We start from the raw sequence: 18,825 nt of genomic DNA, 5'->3' as shown, positions 1-18,825 counted from the left end.
GATGTCACGACTCGGCAGCATGGGCGCGCGCCTGTACCGCGGTGAGGTCGGGTACGACTTCGTCGGCAAGCGGATGATCTGGTACGGCGTCTCCATCCTGATCACCATCACGGCCATCGCCGGACTGATGGTGCAGGGCCTCAACATGGGCATCGAGTTCAAGGGCGGCGTCGTCGTCACGACGCCCAAGCTCTCGGTGTCCACCGAGGAGGCGCGGGAGACGGCGGAGGAGATCTCCGGCCACATCCCGATCGTCCAGGAACTGGGCAGCGGTGGCCTGCGCATCCAGATCAGCGATGTGTCGACCTCCGAATCGAACAAGATCAAGTCCGAGCTGGCGTCCGACTTCGGCGTCGCCACCAACGACCTGACCGTCGACATCGTCGGCCCCAGCTGGGGCGAGCAGATCGCCAACAAGGCGTGGATGGGCCTCGGGGTCTTCATGGTCCTCGTGGTGGTCTACCTGGCGATCGCCTTCGAGTGGCGCATGGCCGTCGCCGCGCTGATCGCCCTGATCCACGACCTGACGATCACCGTGGGCATCTACGCCCTGGTGGGCTTCGAGGTCACCCCGGGCACCGTGATCGGTCTGCTGACCATCCTCGGCTACTCCCTCTACGACACCGTCGTCGTCTTCGACGGTCTCAAGGAGGCGTCGAAGGACATCACCAAGCAGACCCGCTGGACCTACAGCGAGATCGCCAACCGCAGCCTCAACAGCACCCTGGTCCGCTCCATCAACACCACGGTCGTGGCGCTGCTCCCGGTGGCCGGCCTGCTGTTCATCGGCGGCGGCTTCCTCGGCGCGGGCATGCTCAACGACATCTCGCTGTCGCTGTTCGTGGGTCTCGCGGCCGGTGCCTACTCGTCGATCTTCATCGCCACGCCGCTCGTCGCCGACCTCAAGGAACGCGACCCGCAGATCAAGGCGCTGAAGAAGCGTGTCCTCGCCAAGCGCGCCCAGTCCGCCAGGGGCGAGTCCGGGGACGCCGCGGACACCGGGGCGCAGGACGACGACCGGGACGACGAGCCGCAGGACGCGGCCACCGCGGGCGCCGTGGTCGGCCAGCGCCGCCAGCCCACCCGGGGCCGGGGCAGGCGCCGGTGACCCCCGCCACGCAGGAGCTCCTGCTCAGCCGTATCCGGGACGTCCCCGACCACCCCATCGCGGGCGTGACGTTCAAGGACATCACCCCGCTGCTGGCGGACCCGGAGGCGTTCACCGCCCTCACCGGGGCACTGGCCGAGCTGTGCGTACGGCACGGGGCGACGAAGATCGTCGGCCTGGAGGCGCGCGGCTTCATCCTCGCCGCGCCGGTCGCCGTGACCGCCGGGCTGGGCTTCGTCCCGGTCCGCAAGGCGGGCAAGCTCCCCGGCGCGACCCTGTCCCAGGCGTACGAGCTGGAGTACGGCACCGCCGAGATCGAGGTGCACGCCGAGGACCTGTTCCCCGGCGACCGCGTCATGGTCATCGACGACGTGCTCGCCACCGGCGGCACCGCCGAGGCCTCGCTGCAGCTCGTCCGGCGGGCCGGCGCCGAGGTCGCGGGCGTCGCCGTGCTCATGGAGCTCGGGTTCCTGGGCGGCCGCGCCCGCCTGGAGCCGAGCCTGGCCGGCGCCCCCCTGGAGGCGCTGATCACGCTCTGACCAGCGTGCACACGGCACAGGAACGGGCACCCGGAAGACCGGGTGCCCGTTTCGCGTCTCCGCCCCCGGCGCCCCGGGCGCGGCCGGTCCCGCGCCGTCCGGGGGCGAACGGCTCGCCCGAGGTCAGTACCATGGGATTCCGGGCCTGACCGGGGACCCGGACCCGCACGAGGAGCGCTCTTGCCAGACGAGGCCCAGCCACTCTCCGCCGCGAAGCCCGACCAGCAGGCCGACAAGGCCGCGGCGCCCCCAGCCACGCCCGCCGACAAGGCCGCGCTGAACAAGGCGGCGGACGCGCGGCCGGCCACGCCGCAGCGCGCGCAGAGCCCCGCCCCCGTCTCGGCCCCCAAGCCCCCGCCGCCCGCCGCCGCCCGCTCCGGCGGCTCCTCCAACCGCGTGCGCGCCCGCCTCGCCCGGCTGGGCGTCCAGCGCTCGTCGCCGTACAACCCGGTCCTGGAGCCCCTGCTGCGCATAGTCCGCAGCAACGACCCGAAGATCGAGACGTCGACGCTCCGCCAGATCGAGCGGGCCTACCAGGTCGCCGAGCGCTGGCACCGCGGCCAGAAGCGCAAGAGCGGCGACCCGTACATCACGCACCCGCTCGCCGTCACCACCATCCTCGCCGAGCTCGGCATGGACCCCGCGACCCTGATGGCGGGCCTCCTCCACGACACCGTCGAGGACACCGAGTACGGCCTGGAGCAGCTGCGCAAGGACTTCGGCGACCAGGTCGCCCTGCTCGTCGACGGCGTCACCAAGCTGGACAAGGTCAAGTTCGGCGAGGCCGCGCAGGCCGAGACGGTCCGCAAGATGGTCGTCGCCATGGCCAAGGACCCGCGCGTCCTGGTCATCAAGCTCGCCGACCGCCTGCACAACATGCGCACCATGCGCTACCTCAAGCGGGAGAAGCAGGAGAAGAAGGCCCGCGAGACCCTCGAGATCTACGCGCCCCTGGCCCACCGGCTGGGCATGAACACCATCAAGTGGGAGCTGGAGGACCTCGCCTTCGCGATCCTCTACCCCAAGATGTACGACGAGATCGTCCGTCTCGTCGCCGAGCGTGCCCCCAAGCGGGACGAGTACCTCGCCATAGTGACCGACGAGGTGCAGGCCGACCTGCGGGCCGCCCGCATCAAGGCCACCGTCACCGGCCGGCCGAAGCACTACTACAGCGTCTACCAGAAGATGATCGTCCGCGGCCGGGACTTCGCGGAGATCTACGACCTGGTCGGCATCCGCGTCCTCGTCGACACGGTCCGCGACTGCTACGCCGCCCTCGGCACCGTCCACGCGCGATGGAACCCGGTCCCCGGCCGGTTCAAGGACTACATCGCGATGCCGAAGTTCAACATGTACCAGTCGCTGCACACGACGGTGATCGGGCCCAACGGCAAGCCGGTCGAGCTGCAGATCCGCACGTTCGACATGCACCGCCGCGCCGAGTACGGCATCGCCGCGCACTGGAAGTACAAGCAGGAGGCGGTCGCCGGCGCCTCCAAGGTGCGCACCGACGTACCCAAGAACACCGGGCGCGGCCAGGACACCGTCAACGACATGGCGTGGCTGCGCCAGCTCCTGGACTGGCAGAAGGAGACCGAGGACCCCAGCGAGTTCCTGGAGTCGCTGCGCTTCGACCTGTCCCGCAACGAGGTCTTCGTCTTCACCCCCAAGGGCGACGTCATAGCGCTGCCCGCGGGCGCCACCCCGGTCGACTTCGCGTACGCCGTCCACACCGAGGTCGGGCACCGCACCATAGGGGCGCGGGTCAACGGCCGGCTCGTACCGCTGGAGTCGACCCTCGACAACGGCGACCTGGTGGAGGTCTTCACCTCCAAGGCCGCCGGCGCCGGCCCGTCCCGCGACTGGCTCGGCTTCGTCAAGTCGCCGAGGGCTCGCAACAAGATCCGCGCCTGGTTCTCCAAGGAGCGCCGCGACGAGGCGATCGAGCAGGGCAAGGACGCCATCGCCCGCGCCATGCGCAAGCAGAACCTGCCGATCCAGCGCATCCTCACCGGCGACTCGCTGGTCACCCTGGCCCACGAGATGCGCTACCCCGACATCTCGTCGCTGTACGCGGCCATCGGCGAGGGGCATGTCGCGGCCCAGGGCGTCGTCCAGAAGCTGGTGCAGGCCCTCGGTGGCGAGGAGGCCGCCAGCGAGGACATCGCCGAGTCCGCGCCGCCGTCACGCGGGCGTGGCAAGCGCCGCGCGAAGGCCGACCCGGGCGTGGTCGTCAAGGGCGTCGAGGACGTCTGGGTCAAGCTCGCCCGGTGCTGTACGCCGGTGCCGGGCGACCCGATCATCGGCTTCGTCACGCGCGGCAGTGGTGTATCGGTCCACCGCGCCGACTGCGTCAACGTGGACTCGCTGTCGCAGCAGCCGGAGCGGATCCTCGACGTGGAATGGGCGCCCACCCAGTCCTCGGTGTTCCTGGTGGCCATCCAGGTCGAGGCCCTGGACCGCTCGCGCCTCCTTTCGGACGTCACCCGCGTTCTGTCCGACCAGCACGTCAACATCCTGTCGGCGGCCGTCCAGACCTCCCGCGACCGGGTGGCCACCTCCCGCTTCACCTTCGAGATGGGCGACCCCAAGCACCTCGGGCACGTCCTGAAGGCGGTACGCGGCGTGGAGGGCGTGTACGACGTGTACCGCGTCACCTCGGCCCGCAGGCCGTAGCGGGACCGGCCGCGCGCAGGGCGGACGACGAAGAAGGGCCTCCCCGTCGCGGGGAGGCCCTTCTCGTGGCGTACGCGTCAGCCGCCGAACTCCTGCAGGCCCTTCAGAGCCTGGTCCAGCAGCGCCTGCCGGCCCTCCAGCTCACGGGCGAGCTTGTCCGCCTTGGCGTCGTTGCCCGCCGCACGGGCCGCGTCGATCTGCTTCTGCAGCTTGTCGACCGCGTCCTGGAGCTGGCCCGTCAGACCGGCCGCACGCGCGCGTGCCTCCGGGTTCGTACGACGCCACTCGGCCTCCTCGGCCTCCTGGATCGCCCGCTCCACGGCGTGCATCCGGCCCTCGACCTTCGGACGGGCGTCGCGCGGTACGTGGCCGATCGCCTCCCACCGCTCGTTGATGGACCGGAACGCGGCACGGGCCGCCTTGAGGTCCGTCACCGGGAGCAGCTTCTCCGCCTCGCCGGCCAGCTCCTCCTTCAGCTTGAGGTTCTCCGCCTGCTCGGCGTCACGCTCGGCGAAGACCTCGCCGCGCGCCGCGAAGAAGACGTCCTGGGCGCCGCGGAAGCGGTTCCACAGGTCGTCCTCGTGCTCGCGCTGGGCCCGGCCGGCCGCCTTCCACTCCGCCATCAGCTCCCGGTACCGGGCGGCGGTGAGGCCCCAGTCGGTGGAGCCGGACAGCGCCTCGGCCTCGGCGACCAGCTTCTCCTTGACCTTGCGGGCCTCCTCGCGCTGCGCGTCCAGCGACGCGAAGTGCGCCTTGCGGCGCTTGGAGAAGGCCGACCGGGCGTGCGAGAAGCGGTGCCAGAGCTCGTCGTCGGACTTCCGGTCGAGCCGCGGCAGGCCCTTCCAGATGTCCACCAGGGCCCGCAGCCGCTCACCGGCGGCCCGCCACTGCTCGCTCTGCGCCAGCTCCTCCGCCTCGACGACCAGCGCCTCCTTGGCGTGCCGGGCCTCGTCGGTCTGCTTGGCCTTCTGCGCCTTGCGCTCCTCGCGCCGCGCCTCCACCGTCTCGACCAGCTTGTCCAGCCGCTTGCGCAGCGCGTCGAGATCGCCCACGGCGTGGTGCTCGTCCACCTGGTGGCGGATGTGGTCGATCGCGGCCATGGCGTCCTTGGCCGACAGGTCGGTGGTCTTCACCCGCTTCTCGAGGAGGCCGATCTCGACAACCAAGCCCTCGTACTTGCGCTCGAAGTAGGCCAGTGCCTCCTCGGGAGATCCGGCCTGCCACGATCCGACGACCTTCTCGCCGTCGGCTGTACGCACGTACACGGTGCCCGTCTCGTCGACGCGGCCCCACGGGTCGCTGCTCACAGCGCCTCCTCCACATGATGCCGACGAGGGCGGTCACCCCCGGGCATCGTCCACAGTTCCCTGACGGGCCTCGCCCGCCCTCCACAACGCGGCAGTCGAAACCGCGCTGCACAACGCCAATCTAGGCGACCGGCCACCCGGCTGTCCGCACTCAGCGCGACCGAATTCGCCGGTTCACACCCTGAGCCACGGGTTGACCCACACCTTGGCTCACGCCTTGTCGACGGTGGCCTTCTCGATGGTGACGGCCTTCTTGGGGGCACCGTCCTGGGCGCCGCCCGTGACCCCGCCCCGGGCCACCTCCTGGACGACCTTCAGAGCGGCCGCGTCCATGGTGCCGAAGGGGGTGTACTGCGGGGGCAGCTTGGTGTCCTTGTGAACCAGGAAGAACTGGCTGCCGCCGGTACCGGGCTGCCCGGTGTTGGCCATCGCCACCGTCCCGGCCTTGTAGGTCACCGCGCCGTCGGCGCCCGGCTTGCCCAGGGAGGCGAGGTTCTCGTCCGGGATGGTGTAGCCGGGGCCGCCCGTGCCGTCGCCCTTGGGGTCGCCGCACTGGAGCACGAAGATGCCCTGCGTGGTCAGGCGGTGGCACTTGGTGCCGTCGAAGTACTTCTTGTCGGCGAGGTGCTTGAACGAGTTCACCGTACGCGGCGTCTTCGCGGCGTCCATCGTGATCGAGACGGCACCGCGGTTCGTCGTGAGGGCCATCGTGTACGTCGCCTTGGTGTCGACGGCCATCTTCGGCTCGTCCGCCTTCGGCTCGGGCGACTGCGCGCCGGGCGACGAGGACGGGAACTCGATGGGCTCCTTCGCGTTCGCGGACTCGGTGCGGAAGTTCGTGTAGGCCCCGGCGCCCGCCACCAGCGCCACGGCGACCGCGGCGACGATGATCCTGGTACGCCGCTTGGCCTTGCGCTGGGCCTCCTCACGGCGCTTCTGCTGCCGCTCGAACTTCTCCCGGGCGAGCTGGCGCCGCCGCTGATCGCTGGTGACCACCGGGTCTTCTCCTTGTCGGTCGTCTGTTCCTGTCCTGGCCGAGTGTGCCCGTACCGTATACGGGTTGGCTGTGGAATGAGCACCGCCGGTAGGCTCTGATCTGCTGCATTCCTCACCGGACGACGCGTGCCGGACGACTCCTAAGGACGATCGTGCTCATTGCCGGGTTCCCCGCCGGGGCCTGGGGGACCAACTGCTACCTGGTCGCCCCCGCCGCAGGCGAGGAGTGCGTGATCATCGACCCCGGCCACCAGGCCGCCCAGGGAGTCGAGGAGACGCTGAAGAAGCATCGGCTCAAGCCCGTGGCCGTCGTCCTGACCCACGGCCACATCGACCACGTCGCCTCCGTCGTCCCGGTCTGCGGCGCCCATGACGTACCCGCGTGGATCCACCCCGCCGACCGGTACATGATGAGCGACCCGGAGAAGGCCCTCGGCCGCTCCATCGGCATGCCGCTCATGGGCGAGCTGACCGTGGGGGAGCCGGACGACGTCCACGAGCTGACCGACGGCGCGAAGCTGGCCCTCGCGGGCCTGGAGCTGACCGTGTCGCACGCGCCCGGCCATACCAAGGGGTCGGTGACCTTCGGGATGCCCGAGGCCGCGGACGTCCCGCCGGTCTTCTTCTCGGGCGACCTGCTCTTCGCCGGCTCCATCGGACGCACCGACCTGCCGGGCGGTGACATGGCCGAGATGCTCGAATCGCTGGCCCGCGTGTGCCTGCCGCTCGACGACTCGACCGTGGTGCTGTCCGGCCACGGCCCCCAGACGACCATCGGCCGCGAGCGCGCCACCAACCCGTACCTGCGCGAGGTGGCGGCCGGCGGCCAGGGAGCGGCTCCCGCTCCCCGACGAGGAATGTGACGAGAGAAGTCCCGTGAGTACCTTCCAGGCCCCCAAGGGCACCTACGACCTGCTGCCGCCGGTCTCCGCGACGTACCTCGCCGTCCGCGAGGCGATCTCCGCGCCGCTGAGGACCTCCGGCTACGGCTACGTCGAGACCCCCGGCTTCGAGAACGTCGAACTGTTCGCCCGCGGTGTCGGCGAGTCCACCGACATCGTGACCAAGGAGATGTACGCCTTCGAGACCAAGGGCGGCGACAGGCTCGCCCTGCGCCCCGAGGGCACCGCGTCCGTGCTGCGCGCGGCACTGGAGGCCAACCTGCACAAGCAGGGCAACCTCCCCGTCAAGCTCTGGTACTCCGGCTCGTACTACCGCTACGAGCGCCCCCAGAAGGGCCGCTACCGCCACTTCTCCCAGGTGGGCGCCGAGGCGATCGGAGCGGAGGACCCGGCCCTGGACGCCGAGCTGATCATCCTGGCCGACCAGGCGTACCGCTCGCTGGGCCTGCGGAACTTCCGCATCCTGCTGAACTCGCTGGGCGACAGGGAGTGCCGCCCGGTCTACCGCGAGGCCCTCCAGGGCTTCCTGCGCGGCCTCGACCTGGACGAGGAGACCCGCCGGCGCGTCGACATCAACCCGCTGCGGGTCCTCGACGACAAGCGGGCGGACGTCCAGAAGCAGCTGGTGGGCGCGCCGCTGCTGCGCGACCACCTGTGCGACGCGTGCAAGGCGTACCACTCCGAGGTCCGCGAGCTGCTGACGGCGGCGGGTGTGGTCTTCGAGGACGACGAGAAGCTGGTGCGCGGCCTGGACTACTACACGCGCACCACGTTCGAGTTCGTCCACGACGGCCTCGGCTCGCAGTCCGCGGTGGGCGGCGGCGGCCGCTACGACGGCCTGTCCGAGATGATCGGCGGTCCCGCGCTGCCCTCGGTCGGCTGGGCGCTGGGCGTGGACCGCACGGTGCTGGCGCTGGAGGCCGAGGGCGTCGCCCTGGATCTGCCGGCCACCACCGGTGTCTTCGCGGTCCCGATCGGCGAGGAGGCCCGGCGCCGGCTGTTCGGCCTGGTCACCGAGTTGCGCCGGGCCGGCGTCGCGACGGACTTCGCGTACGGCGGCAGGGGCCTCAAGGCCGCGATGAAGGCCGCCAACCGCAGCGGCGCCCGGTACGCCCTGGTGCTGGGCGAGCGCGACCTCGCCGATGGCGTGGCCCAGCTCAAGGACATGGAGTCCGGCGAGCAGGAGCCCGTCGCGCTCGACGGACTCGTCGAGAAGCTGAGCTCACGCCTGGCCTGACGCGCCGAGGACACCCCGGTCACCGCCGGGGTGTCCTTATGTCCACCGAACGGCGGACAGGGGCCGGTGTACGGCAGAATGACCACGGCCTCACGCACGCCCCGACCGAGTGATGGAACGGCTCACATGACGACTGCAGCGGCTGACGACGTGTCCTTCGACCCCGGCGCGAAAGCGGTCGGCGCGGGCCGGGCGTTCGCCTGGATGCTGGTGGTCACCGGAGCGGCCGGGCTGCTCGCCGCGTGGGTGATCACGCTGGACAAGTTCAAGCTGCTCGAGGACCCGGGCTTCACCCCCGGGTGCAGCCTGAACCCGGTGGTCTCCTGCGGCAGCGTCATGAAGAGCGAGCAGGCCGCCGTCTTCGGCTTCCCCAACCCGATGCTGGGCCTGGTGACGTACGGCATGGTCGTCGCCATCGGCGCCGGCCTGCTCGCCGGCGCGCGCCACCGCCGCTGGTACTGGCTGGGGCTGAACGCCGGCACCCTCTTCGGCGTCGGTTTCTGCATGTGGCTGATGTACCAGTCGCTGTACGAGATCAACGCCCTGTGCCTGTGGTGCTCCCTGGCATGGGTCGCCACGATCGTCATGTTCTGGTACGTCACCTCGCACAACGTGCGCAACGGCCTGCTGCCCGCGCCGCGCGCGGTCCGCGGCTTCTTCGACGAGTTCACCTGGGTGCTGCCCGTCCTGCACACCGGGATCATCGGGATGCTGATCCTGACCCGCTGGTGGGACTTCTGGACCGGCTGAGGTGTCAGTGGGCTGACATACGCTTCTGGGTGTGGAGCCCGACCTCTTTACCGCAGCGGCCGAAGAACGCCAGGAGAAGGACCCGTCCAGCAGTCCCCTGGCGGTCCGCATGCGCCCGCGCACCCTGGACGAAGTCGTCGGGCAGCAGCATCTGCTGAAGCCGGGGTCACCGCTGCGCCGGCTGGTGGGTGAGGGCGCCGGGGGCCCGGCGGGCGCCTCGTCCGTCATCCTCTGGGGCCCGCCCGGCACCGGCAAGACGACCCTGGCGTACGTCGTCTCCAAGGCGACCAACAAGCGTTTCGTGGAACTGTCCGCGATCACCGCGGGCGTCAAGGAGGTCCGCGCGGTCATCGACGGCGCCCGCCGCGCCACGGGCGGCTTCGGCAAGGAGACCGTTCTCTTCCTCGACGAGATCCACCGCTTCAGCAAGGCCCAGCAGGACTCGCTGCTGCCGGCCGTCGAGAACCGGTGGGTCACCCTCATCGCCGCCACCACCGAGAACCCCTACTTCTCGGTGATCTCGCCGCTGCTGTCCCGTTCCCTCCTGCTCACCCTGGAACCGCTCACCGACGACGACATCCGGGGCCTGCTGCACCGCGCCCTCACCGACGGCCGCGGTCTGGACGGGGCGGTGACCCTGCGGGAAGAGGCCGAGGCCCACCTCCTGCGCATCTCCGGCGGGGACGCCCGCCGGGCGCTGACCGCCCTGGAGGCGGCGGCCGGAGCGGCCATCGCCAAGAGAGAGCCGGAGATCACCCTCGCCACGCTGGAGGAGACGGTCGACCGGGCGGCGGTGAGGTACGACCGGGACGGCGACCAGCACTACGACGTCGCGAGCGCCCTGATCAAGTCCATCCGCGGCTCCGACGTCGACGCGGCCCTGCACTACCTCGCCCGGATGATCGAGGCCGGCGAGGACCCCCGCTTCATCGCCCGGCGCCTGATGATCTCGGCGAGCGAGGACATCGGACTGGCGGACCCGACCGCGCTGCCCCTCGCCGTCGCCGCCGCGCAGGCCGTGGCGATGATCGGCTTCCCGGAGGCGGCGCTCACCCTGAGCCACGCCACCATCGCCCTCGCGCTGGCGCCCAAGTCCAACACCGCGACCACGGCGATAGCCGCCGCCCGGGCGGACGTGCGCGACGGTCTGGCCGGTCCGGTGCCGCCCCATCTGCGCGACGGGCACTACAAGGGGGCGGCCAAGCTCGGCCACGCCCAGGGCTACGTCTACCCGCACGACGTGCCCGGCGGTATCGCGGCCCAGCAGTACGCCCCGGACGCGGTCCACGGCAGGCGCTACTACGAACCCACCCGGTACGGCGCGGAGGCGCGGTACGCGGACGTGGTGGAGAAGGTGCGCGAGCGGCTGCGGGGGGAGGGGTCGGCCTAGGGCGTGTCGAAGAGCGTGCGCATCGCCCGCCGCAGTCCGTGCACGTCCGCCACGGGCTCGGGGAAGTCGAAGCGCGCGTCGAAGAACCGGCCCGCCGTGTCCCGGCACCGCACGCGCAGCCCGAACCGGTCCAGTGCCAGCGGCGCAACGCGCCGTACGCCGGCCCGGTCCCCGAGCAGACCGTTCAGCCCCTGCACCTGCTCGTCGTGCGCGGCGGCGAGGTGCTGGAGCAGCTCGGTCTCGTACGCGGTGAGCGGGTCGGGCAGGGCCTCGGCGAACTCCGCCGGGCTCACCGAGGCGTCGCCCCACAGGTCGTCCAGGTACACCTCGCCGACCTCCAGGCGCAGCATCATGTGCCCGGCTTCGGCGATGCCCGGGGCGGAGGTGAGCCACCCGGAGACCCGCGCCCGGCCGCGGATACGGTGGGGGACGGCGACCGGGGCGACGTCGGTGAGCTCCAGCACGGCGGGCAGTTCGCCGTCCTGCGCGTGCGTGGCGGCCCGTACGGCCGGGGCGTCGGCGGGGTACAGCAGGTAGACCGCGCCGTCCGTGCCCACGACCCGCGCCTGCGGCATCAGCTCCTCCGGGCGGGCCCCGTCCGCCCCCGGGAGGATGAGCACCGCGGAGCATGTACTCTGTACGAGAGTTCGTGTGCGCTCGGCTGCTGACGGCATCCGCGCGATTTCAAGCCCGCTGGGACGCGGCTGACCATGAGCTGATCGGACCTCCGTCACATCGATGCTCCGCGAAGCGGGAGCATCGCTCTTTGTGCTGCTGTCTGTGATGCGCGTGGTGTTCCCAGGGCTCGACATGCGATCTCCTTGATTAAGGTAAGCCTAACCTAACCTATTTCGGAGGTCTGGAGAACGTGCCTAACCAGTCGCGTCCCAAGGTCAAGAAGTCCCGTGCGCTCGGTATCGCGCTGACGCCGAAGGCCGTCAAGTACTTCGAGGCCCGCCCCTACCCGCCGGGCGAGCACGGCCGTGGCCGCAAGCAGAACTCGGACTACAAGGTCCGCCTGCTCGAGAAGCAGCGTCTGCGCGCGCAGTACGACATCAGCGAGCGCCAGATGGCGCGCGCCTACGACCGCGCCAAGAAGGCCGAGGGCAAGACGGGTGAGGCGCTGGTCGTCGAGCTCGAGCGCCGTCTCGACGCGCTGGTCCTGCGTTCGGGCATCGCCCGCACCATCTACCAGGCCCGCCAGATGGTCGTCCACGGCCACATCGAGGTCAACGGTGGCAAGGTCGACAAGCCGTCGTTCCGCGTCCGCCCCGACGACGTCGTGATGGTCCGCGAGCGCAGCCGCACCAAGCCGCTGTTCGAGGTCGCCCGTGAGGGTGGCTTCGCCGCCGACGGTGAGACCCCGCGCTACCTGCAGGTCAACCTGAAGGCCCTGGCCTTCCGCCTCGACCGCGAGCCGAACCGCAAGGAAATCCCGGTCATCTGCGACGAGCAGCTGGTCGTCGAGTACTACGCCCGCTGACGTAGCCCTCACGCGGTCGCCGAGCCCGCCGTTCCCTCCGGGGAGCGGCGGGCTCCCGCGTTCCCGTGCCTTCCCCCGCCCGCCCGCGCGCGAGCCGTCGCCCCGAAGGCCGACCGGAGCCGCCGGAGCCGCCCGGAGCGGCGCAAGCCGCCCCCGCCCGCCCCGCGCACTGCGCCCGCCCCGGCCCCGTTCACCACGGCCGCGCCCGCCTCGGCGGCACCCGGCCCGGCGGCACCCGGTCCAGCGGCGGCCGTCCCGACAGCGCCCGCGCCACCGCCGCGTCAAGCGTGAGCGCGCCGCCCTCCGCCAGACACGACCGGAAGCGCTCGGCGCCCAGCTCCTCGCCCGCGCGCTGTGCGCACAGGGCCCGGGGCGCGCCGAAGTAGCCGGAACCGAAGAGGGGCAGGCCGACCGCCTCCCACATCGGCACGGCCGTGCCCTGGAGCACCGCCGCCTCCGCCGGGTCGCCCTCCGCCGCCGTGACCAGCGCCAGCAGTTCGACCGCCAGCACCAGCCCGACCAGGTCGTTGAAGGCGTGGTCGACGGCGATGCACTCGCCCAGCAGCTCCCTGGCCTCCCCGTACGCCCCACGCGTCCAGGCCGAGTACGCCAGGACGTACAGCGCGTACGCCCGCGTCCACCGCTCGCCCCGGTCCTCGCACACCTCCCGGACCTCCCGGCACAGCGCGACGGCCGTCTCCGCGTCGCCCAGGAAGACCTTCGCCATCGCCAGCTCGACCTGGCCCATCAGCACCTGGCTGTTCAGCTCGCCCAGCTCGCGGTACACGGACAGCGCCCGCGTCAGCAGCTCCTCCGCGCGCGGCATGTCGTCCGACAGCAGTGCCAGGCAGCCCAGCCGGTGGGTCGTGTACGCGCCCGCCAGCGCGTTGCCCGTACGGGCGGCGCCCTCCCGGCACTCGTACAGCGCCGCCAACGCCGCCGTGTCGTCGCCCTGAAGGATCGCCACGTACCCCAGTACCCACAGCGCCCGCAGCCGGGCCTCGTCGTGACCCCGGTCCGCGGCCACCGCGCGGTCCAGCCAGTGCCGCCCCTCCGCGAGCCGCCCGCAGCCCACCCAGCAGAACCACAGCGTCGCGGCCAGGTGCTGCGCCAGGTGGGCCTCCTCCGGGTCCTCCAGGCACAGCTCCAGGGCCGCCCGCAGATGGGGCAGCGCGCCGGCGGCGCACACGGCCACCTCGGCCTGGCGCGGGCTGAACCACTCCAGCTCGCACCAGGAGGCCAGACCCATGTACCAGTCGCGGTGCCGCCGCCGCATCCGCTCCCGGTCGCCGAGGGCCACCAGCCACTCCGCCCCGTACGCGCGCACCGTGTCCAGCATCCGGTGGCGCACGCCCGCGGGCGTCTCCTCGCGCACCAGCACGGACCGGTCCACCAGCCCGGCGACGGCGTCCAGCACCTCGTCGGCCGGCAGGTCCGGGCCGCCGCACACGTACTCGACCGCCTCCAGGTCGAACGGACCGGGGAACACCGACAGGCGGGCCCACAGCAGCCGTTCCCGGGGCGTGCACAGCTCGTGGCTCCAGCCGATGGCCGTCCGCAGCGTCTGGTGCCGGGGCGGCGCGCCGCGCGTGCCGCCGGTCAGCAGCCGGAACCGGTCGTCGAGCCGGTGCAGCATCTGCGCCGCCGTGAGCACGGGCAGCCGGCCCGCGGCCAGTTCCAGGGCCAGCGGGATCCCGTCGAGGCGACGGCACAGCTCCCGTACGGAAGCGTCGTCCGCCGGCCCGCCCTCGGCCGGTCCGCCGTCCGGCGTACGGGCCCCCGGCAGTACAGCGGCCGCCCGGTCGGTGAACAGCCGCACCGCGTCGTCGTCGGGCAGCGGGGCCAGCGGCAGCACGGCCTCCCCGTCCAGCCGCAGCGGGCACCGGGCGGCCGCCAGCACCGTCAGCCCGGGGGAGCGGCGCAGCAACTCCCGTACGAGATCGGCGCACTCGTCCACCAGGTGTTCGAAGCCGTCGAGCACCAGCAGCATCCGGCGGCCGGCCAGGTGCTCGGCCAGGACCTCGCGCGGCGAACGCCGTGTGTGATCCGTCAGGCCGAGCGCGTCCAGCACCGCCTGCTCCAGCAGGCCGGAGTCGCGCAGGGGCGCCAGCTCCGCCAGCCGGACCCCGTCGCAGTAGCGTTTCTCCGTGGTGGCGGCGGCGCGCAGCACCAGCCGCGACTTCCCCACCCCTCCCACGCCGACCACCGTGACGAGCCGGAACCGGGTGAGCAGTCCCCGCAGTTCGCGCATCTCGTCGTCGCGGCCGACGAACCGGTTCAGCTCCGCGGGCAGATTGCTCGGATTGCTGCGTCGCATGGGACACGGAGCGTACTTGCGCAGGCGCACTCCGTACAATCGGACCGCACAACTCCGGCTCCGCCCGCTCCTAATGCGGTACGGGGGGCGAGCGTCGGCGCGATAGGCTCGGAGGACGACTTTTCGAGGCGTCCGACACGCGACGACCGACGACCGACGAGCAGAGAGCGGTGCGCAGTGACCGGTGGAGAGGTTGCCGGGATTCTGGTGGCCGTCTTCTGGGCGATCCTGGTCTCCTTCCTGGCCGTGGTGCTGGTGAGGCTGGCCCAGACGCTCAGGGCGACGACCCGACTCGTGGCCGAGGTGACCGAGCAGGCGGTCCCGCTGCTGGCCGACGCCTCCGCGACGGTGCGCTCGGCGCAGACGCAGCTCGACCGGGTCGACGCCATCGCGTCGGACGTCCAGGAAGTCACCTCCAACGCCTCCGCGCTCTCCACGACGGTCGCCTCCACCTTCGGCGGACCGCTCGTCAAGGTCGCGGCGTTCGGCTACGGCGTGCGCCGGGCGATGAGCCGGAACAAGAACGACGGGCCGGCCGAGCAGCCCCGGCGTACGGTGATCGTCGGCCGTACGGTGCCGGGAGCCAGGGGCCGGAAGCGGAAGGGCTGACACAAGGGATGTTCCGCCGAGCTTTCTGGTTCACCACGGGCGCCGCCGCCGGCGTGTGGGCCACCACCAAGGTCAACCGCAAGCTCAAGCAGCTGACCCCCGAGAGCCTCGCCGCGCAGGCCGCCGACAAGGCGGTCGAGGCCGGCCACCGGCTCAAGGAGTTCGCGCTCGACGTCCGGGCGGGCATGCTCCAGCGCGAGGCCGAACTGGGGGAGGCGCTGGGCATCGAGGCGCCCGTCGACGACCCGGCACTGCCGGCACCGCGCCGAGCGGCCGCCCTGGACAGCCCCCGGGACGGCGCCCGTCCCCCGTACACCGACAACCACTCGTACAACCGGAATGAGGACCACTGATGGAGTCGGCTGAAATCCGCCGCCGCTGGCTGAGCTTCTTCGAGGAGCGCGGGCACACCGTCGTCCCTTCGGCGTCGCTCATCGCGGACGACCCGACTCTGCTCCTGGTCAACGCCGGCATGGTGCCGTTCAAGCCCTTCTTCCTCGGCGAGGAGAAGCCGCCCTACACCCGAGCCTCCAGCGTGCAGAAGTGCGTGCGCACGCCGGACATCGAAGAGGTCGGCAAGACCACCCGTCACGGCACGTTCTTCCAGATGTGCGGCAACTTCTCCTTCGGCGACTACTTCAAGGAAGGCGCCATCAAGCTCGCCTGGGAGCTGCTCACCGGCTCCGTCGAGCACGGCGGATACGGCCTGGAGCCCGAGAAGCTCTGGATCACCGTCTACCAGGACGACGACGAGGCCGAGCAGATCTGGCGCGACGTCGTGGGCGTCCCGGCCGAGCGCATCCAGCGCCTGGGCAAGAAGGACAACTTCTGGTCCATGGGCGTCCCCGGCCCCTGCGGCCCCTGCTCCGAGATCAACTACGACCGCGGCCCCGAGTTCGGCGTCGAGGGCGGCCCGGCCGTCAACGACGAGCGGTACGTGGAGATCTGGAACCTGGTCTTCATGCAGTACGAGCGCGGCCAGGGCACCGGCAAGGAGGACTTCGAGATCCTCGGTGACCTGCCGAGCAAGAACATCGACACGGGCCTCGGTCTCGAGCGCCTGGCGATGATCCTCCAGGGCGTACGGAACATGTACGAGACCGACACCCTGAAGGTCGTCATCGACAAGGCCACCGAGCTGACCGGTGTGCGCTACGGCCAGGCCCATGAGAGCGACGTCTCGCTGCGTGTGGTCGCCGACCACATGCGTACCTCCGTGATGCTCATCGGCGACGGGGTCACCCCCGGCAACGAGGGCCGCGGCTACGTCCTGCGGCGCATCATGCGGCGGGCCGTGCGCAACATGCGGCTGCTCGGCGCCACCGGCCCGGTCGTCGGCGAGCTCGTCGACACCGTCATCCGGACGATGGGCGAGCAGTACCCGGAGCTGGAGACGGACCGCAAGCGCATCGAGACGGTGGCCCTCGCCGAGGAGGCCGCCTTCCTCAAGGCCCTCAAGGGCGGCACCAACATCCTCGACAGCGCCGTCACCGAGACCAAGGCCGCCGGCGGCACGGTCCTCTCCGGCGACAAGGCGTTCCTGCTCCACGACACCTGGGGCTTCCCGATCGACCTCACCCTTGAGATGGCCGCCGAGCAGGGCCTGTCGGTGGACGAGGACGGCTTCCGCCGCCTGATGAAGGAGCAGCGGGAGCGCGCCAAGGCCGACGCCCGGGCCAAGAAGACCGGCCACGCCGACGTCTCCGCCTACCGCGAGATCGCCGACACCTCCGGCGCCACCGAGTTCGTGGGCTACACCAACACCGAGGGCGAGACCACCGTCGTCGGCCTGCTGGTCAACGGGGTGCCCTCGCCGGCCGCCACGGAGGGCGACGAGATCGAGGTCGTCCTCGACCGGACGCCGTTCTACGCCGAGGGCGGCGGCCAGATCGCCGACACCGGCCGCATCAGGCTGCACAGCGGCGCCGTCATCGAGGTGCGCGACGTCCAGCAGCCGGTCCCGGGCGTCTCCGTCCACAAGGGGTCGGTCCAGGTCGGCGAGGTGACCGTGGGCGCCACGGCGTACGCCTCGATCGACGTCCGGCGCCGCCGGGCCATCGCCCGCGCCCACAGCGCCACCCACCTCACCCACCAGGCGCTGCGCGACGCCCTCGGCCCGACGGCCGCCCAGGCCGGTTCGGAGAACCAGCCCGGTCGCTTCCGGTTCGACTTCGGCTCGCCGTCCGCCGTGCCGCAGACGGTCATGACCGACGTCGAGCAGAAGATCAACGAGGTGCTGGCCCGCGAGCTGGACGTGCACGCCGAGGTCATGCCCATCGACGAGGCCAAGCGGCAGGGCGCCATCGCCGAGTTCGGCGAGAAGTACGGCGAGAAGGTCCGCGTGGTCACGATCGGCGACTTCTCCAAGGAGCTGTGCGGCGGTACGCACGTCCACAACACCGCCCAGCTGGGTCTGGTGAAGCTGCTCGGCGAGTCGTCGATCGGCTCGGGCGTGCGCCGTATCGAGGCCCTCGTCGGCGTCGACGCGTACAACTTCCTGGCCAAGGAGCACACGGTCGTCGCCCAGCTCCAGGAGCTGGTCAAGGGCCGTCCCGAGGAGCTTCCCGAGAAGATCTCCGGCATGCTCGCCAAGCTGAAGGACGCCGAGAAGGAGATCGAGAAGTTCCGCGCCGAGAAGGTGCTCCAGGCCGCCGCGGGCCTGGCCCAGGGCGCCCAGGACGTCCGTGGCGTGGCCCTGGTGACCGGTCAGGTGCCGGACGGCACCTCCGCCGACGACCTGCGCAGGCTGGTCCTGGACGTGCGCGGCCGCATCCCGGGCGACCGCCCCGCCGTCGTCGCCCTGTTCACCACCGCCAACGGGCGTCCGCTGACGGTCATCGCCACCAACGAGGCCGCCCGTGAGCGGGGCCTCAAGGCCGGCGAGCTGGTCCGTACCGCCGCCAAGACCCTCGGCGGCGGTGGTGGCGGCAAGCCGGACGTCGCCCAGGGCGGCGGCCAGAACCCGGACGCCATCGGCGAGGCCATCGGCGCCGTCGAGCGGCTCGTCGCGGACACCGTCTGATGAGACGCGGCCGCAGGCTCGCGATCGACGTCGGGGACGCCCGGATCGGGGTCGCCTCGTGCGACCCCGACGGGGTGCTCGCCACTCCGGTGGAGACCGTGCCGGGGCGGGACGTCCCGGCCGCCCACCGGCGGTTGCGGCAGATCTCCGACGAGTACGAACCGATCGAGATCGTCGTCGGGCTTCCTCGCTCCCTCAACGGGGGCGAGGGCCCGGCCGCGGCCAAGGTCCGCGCCTTCGTCCAGGAGCTCGCCCGGGGCGTCGCTCCGGTGCCGGTCCGGCTCGTGGACGAGAGGATGACCACAGTGACGGCCAGCCAGGGACTGCGCGCGTCGGGTGTGAAGTCCAAAAAAGGCCGGTCCGTCATCGATCAGGCAGCCGCTGTGATCATCCTTCAGAACGCTCTTGAGTCCGAACGGGTATCAGGTAATCCGCCCGGGGAGAGCGTCGAAGTGGTCATCTGATCGCGATACGGTAACGTTCCGCGCG

The 18,825-nt window shown here is 71.4% G+C and carries 16 protein-coding genes; 12 read left to right on the top strand and 4 right to left on the bottom strand.

From position 1 onward, the window contains the following. Nucleotide 1 precedes the first annotated feature (1 nt). From secF to IE109_RS22345, 3 genes are all read left to right on the top strand, one after another. A complete protein-coding gene (gene secF / locus IE109_RS22355) occupies nucleotides 2–1,108 on the top strand; it encodes a protein translocase subunit SecF (RefSeq protein WP_189552807.1) in 1,107 nt (368 codons plus the stop codon). Beyond that, nucleotides 1,105–1,647: an adenine phosphoribosyltransferase gene (locus IE109_RS22350; RefSeq protein ID WP_189552806.1), complete on the top strand. Its 543-nt coding sequence runs from the start codon at nucleotides 1,105–1,107 to the stop codon at nucleotides 1,645–1,647. Before secF ends, IE109_RS22350 begins: the two co-directional genes overlap by 4 nt. A gap of 180 nt (nucleotides 1,648–1,827) precedes the next feature. Beyond that, the gene (locus tag IE109_RS22345; RefSeq protein ID WP_189552805.1) at nucleotides 1,828–4,323 is read left to right on the top strand and encodes a RelA/SpoT family protein; all 2,496 of its coding nucleotides are present in this window, start codon (nucleotides 1,828–1,830) and stop codon (nucleotides 4,321–4,323) included. A gap of 77 nt (nucleotides 4,324–4,400) precedes the next feature. On the opposite strand, the gene IE109_RS22340 is transcribed toward IE109_RS22345, so the two are convergent. Together IE109_RS22340 and IE109_RS22335 are read right to left on the bottom strand one after the other, a co-directional pair. Next, on the bottom strand, nucleotides 4,401–5,630 hold the full coding sequence (locus IE109_RS22340) for a DUF349 domain-containing protein (protein WP_189552804.1): 1,230 nt from the start codon (nucleotides 5,628–5,630) through the stop codon (nucleotides 4,401–4,403). A gap of 210 nt (nucleotides 5,631–5,840) precedes the next feature. After that, nucleotides 5,841–6,626 carry a peptidylprolyl isomerase gene (locus tag IE109_RS22335; RefSeq protein ID WP_229891432.1) on the bottom strand — a complete coding sequence of 262 codons (786 nt, stop codon included), beginning with the start codon at nucleotides 6,624–6,626 and terminating at the stop codon, nucleotides 5,841–5,843. A gap of 152 nt (nucleotides 6,627–6,778) precedes the next feature. Here IE109_RS22335 and IE109_RS22330 point away from each other — a divergent pair, with 152 nt between their 5' ends. The 4 genes from IE109_RS22330 to IE109_RS22315 all read left to right on the top strand — a co-directional run bounded on the left by IE109_RS22330 (nucleotide 6,779) and on the right by IE109_RS22315 (nucleotide 10,905). Then, nucleotides 6,779–7,489 carry an MBL fold metallo-hydrolase gene (locus tag IE109_RS22330; protein WP_189552803.1) on the top strand — a complete coding sequence of 237 codons (711 nt, stop codon included), beginning with the start codon at nucleotides 6,779–6,781 and terminating at the stop codon, nucleotides 7,487–7,489. A gap of 13 nt (nucleotides 7,490–7,502) precedes the next feature. Further along, nucleotides 7,503–8,765, top strand: coding sequence for a histidine--tRNA ligase (gene hisS / locus IE109_RS22325; RefSeq protein WP_189552802.1), 1,263 nt, complete (start codon nucleotides 7,503–7,505; stop codon nucleotides 8,763–8,765). 126 nt (nucleotides 8,766–8,891) lie between these two features. After that, nucleotides 8,892–9,515 carry a vitamin K epoxide reductase family protein gene (locus IE109_RS22320; RefSeq protein ID WP_189552801.1) on the top strand — a complete coding sequence of 208 codons (624 nt, stop codon included), beginning with the start codon at nucleotides 8,892–8,894 and terminating at the stop codon, nucleotides 9,513–9,515. 31 nt (nucleotides 9,516–9,546) lie between these two features. After that, entirely contained in the window at nucleotides 9,547–10,905 is a 1,359-nt protein-coding gene (locus IE109_RS22315) for a replication-associated recombination protein A (RefSeq protein WP_189552800.1), read from the top strand. Here IE109_RS22315 and IE109_RS22310 read toward each other — a convergent pair. Then, nucleotides 10,902–11,579: a DUF2470 domain-containing protein gene (locus tag IE109_RS22310; protein WP_189552799.1), complete on the bottom strand. Its 678-nt coding sequence runs from the start codon at nucleotides 11,577–11,579 to the stop codon at nucleotides 10,902–10,904. The two genes, IE109_RS22315 and IE109_RS22310, sit on opposite strands and share 4 nt — an antisense overlap. 194 nt (nucleotides 11,580–11,773) lie before the next feature. Here IE109_RS22310 and rpsD point away from each other — a divergent pair, with 194 nt between their 5' ends. After that, nucleotides 11,774–12,388 (top strand): 30S ribosomal protein S4, encoded by a 615-nt coding sequence (gene rpsD / locus IE109_RS22305; protein WP_189552798.1) that lies wholly within the window; start codon nucleotides 11,774–11,776, stop codon nucleotides 12,386–12,388. Nucleotides 12,389–12,578: 190 nt separating this feature from the next. On the opposite strand, the gene IE109_RS22300 is transcribed toward rpsD, so the two are convergent. Next, nucleotides 12,579–14,705, bottom strand: coding sequence for an ATP-binding protein (locus IE109_RS22300; protein ID WP_189552797.1), 2,127 nt, complete (start codon nucleotides 14,703–14,705; stop codon nucleotides 12,579–12,581). A 177-nt stretch (nucleotides 14,706–14,882) separates the two neighbouring features. Between IE109_RS22300 and IE109_RS22295 the strand changes: the two genes are divergently transcribed. The 4 genes from IE109_RS22295 to ruvX are packed head-to-tail and all read left to right on the top strand — an operon-like array spanning nucleotide 14,883 to nucleotide 18,800. Beyond that, nucleotides 14,883–15,314: a DUF948 domain-containing protein gene (locus IE109_RS22295; protein WP_189552796.1), complete on the top strand. Its 432-nt coding sequence runs from the start codon at nucleotides 14,883–14,885 to the stop codon at nucleotides 15,312–15,314. An 8-nt stretch (nucleotides 15,315–15,322) separates the two neighbouring features. Then, on the top strand, nucleotides 15,323–15,667 hold the full coding sequence (locus IE109_RS22290; protein WP_189552795.1) for a hypothetical protein: 345 nt from the start codon (nucleotides 15,323–15,325) through the stop codon (nucleotides 15,665–15,667). Next, complete coding sequence (gene alaS, locus IE109_RS22285) at nucleotides 15,667–18,336, top strand: alanine--tRNA ligase (RefSeq protein WP_189552794.1); 2,670 nt, start codon at nucleotides 15,667–15,669, stop codon at nucleotides 18,334–18,336. Before IE109_RS22290 ends, alaS begins: the two co-directional genes overlap by 1 nt. After that, nucleotides 18,336–18,800: a Holliday junction resolvase RuvX gene (gene ruvX, locus IE109_RS22280; protein ID WP_189552793.1), complete on the top strand. Its 465-nt coding sequence runs from the start codon at nucleotides 18,336–18,338 to the stop codon at nucleotides 18,798–18,800. Before alaS ends, ruvX begins: the two co-directional genes overlap by 1 nt. The last annotated feature ends 25 nt before the right edge of the window (nucleotides 18,801–18,825 follow it).

Source organism: Streptomyces lavendofoliae (assembly GCF_014649735.1).
In the GTDB taxonomy this organism is placed as follows: domain Bacteria; phylum Actinomycetota; class Actinomycetes; order Streptomycetales; family Streptomycetaceae; genus Streptomyces; species Streptomyces lavendofoliae.
The sequence above is the reverse complement of the archived record's forward strand: the minus strand, read 5'-3'. Positions and strand labels throughout refer to the sequence as shown.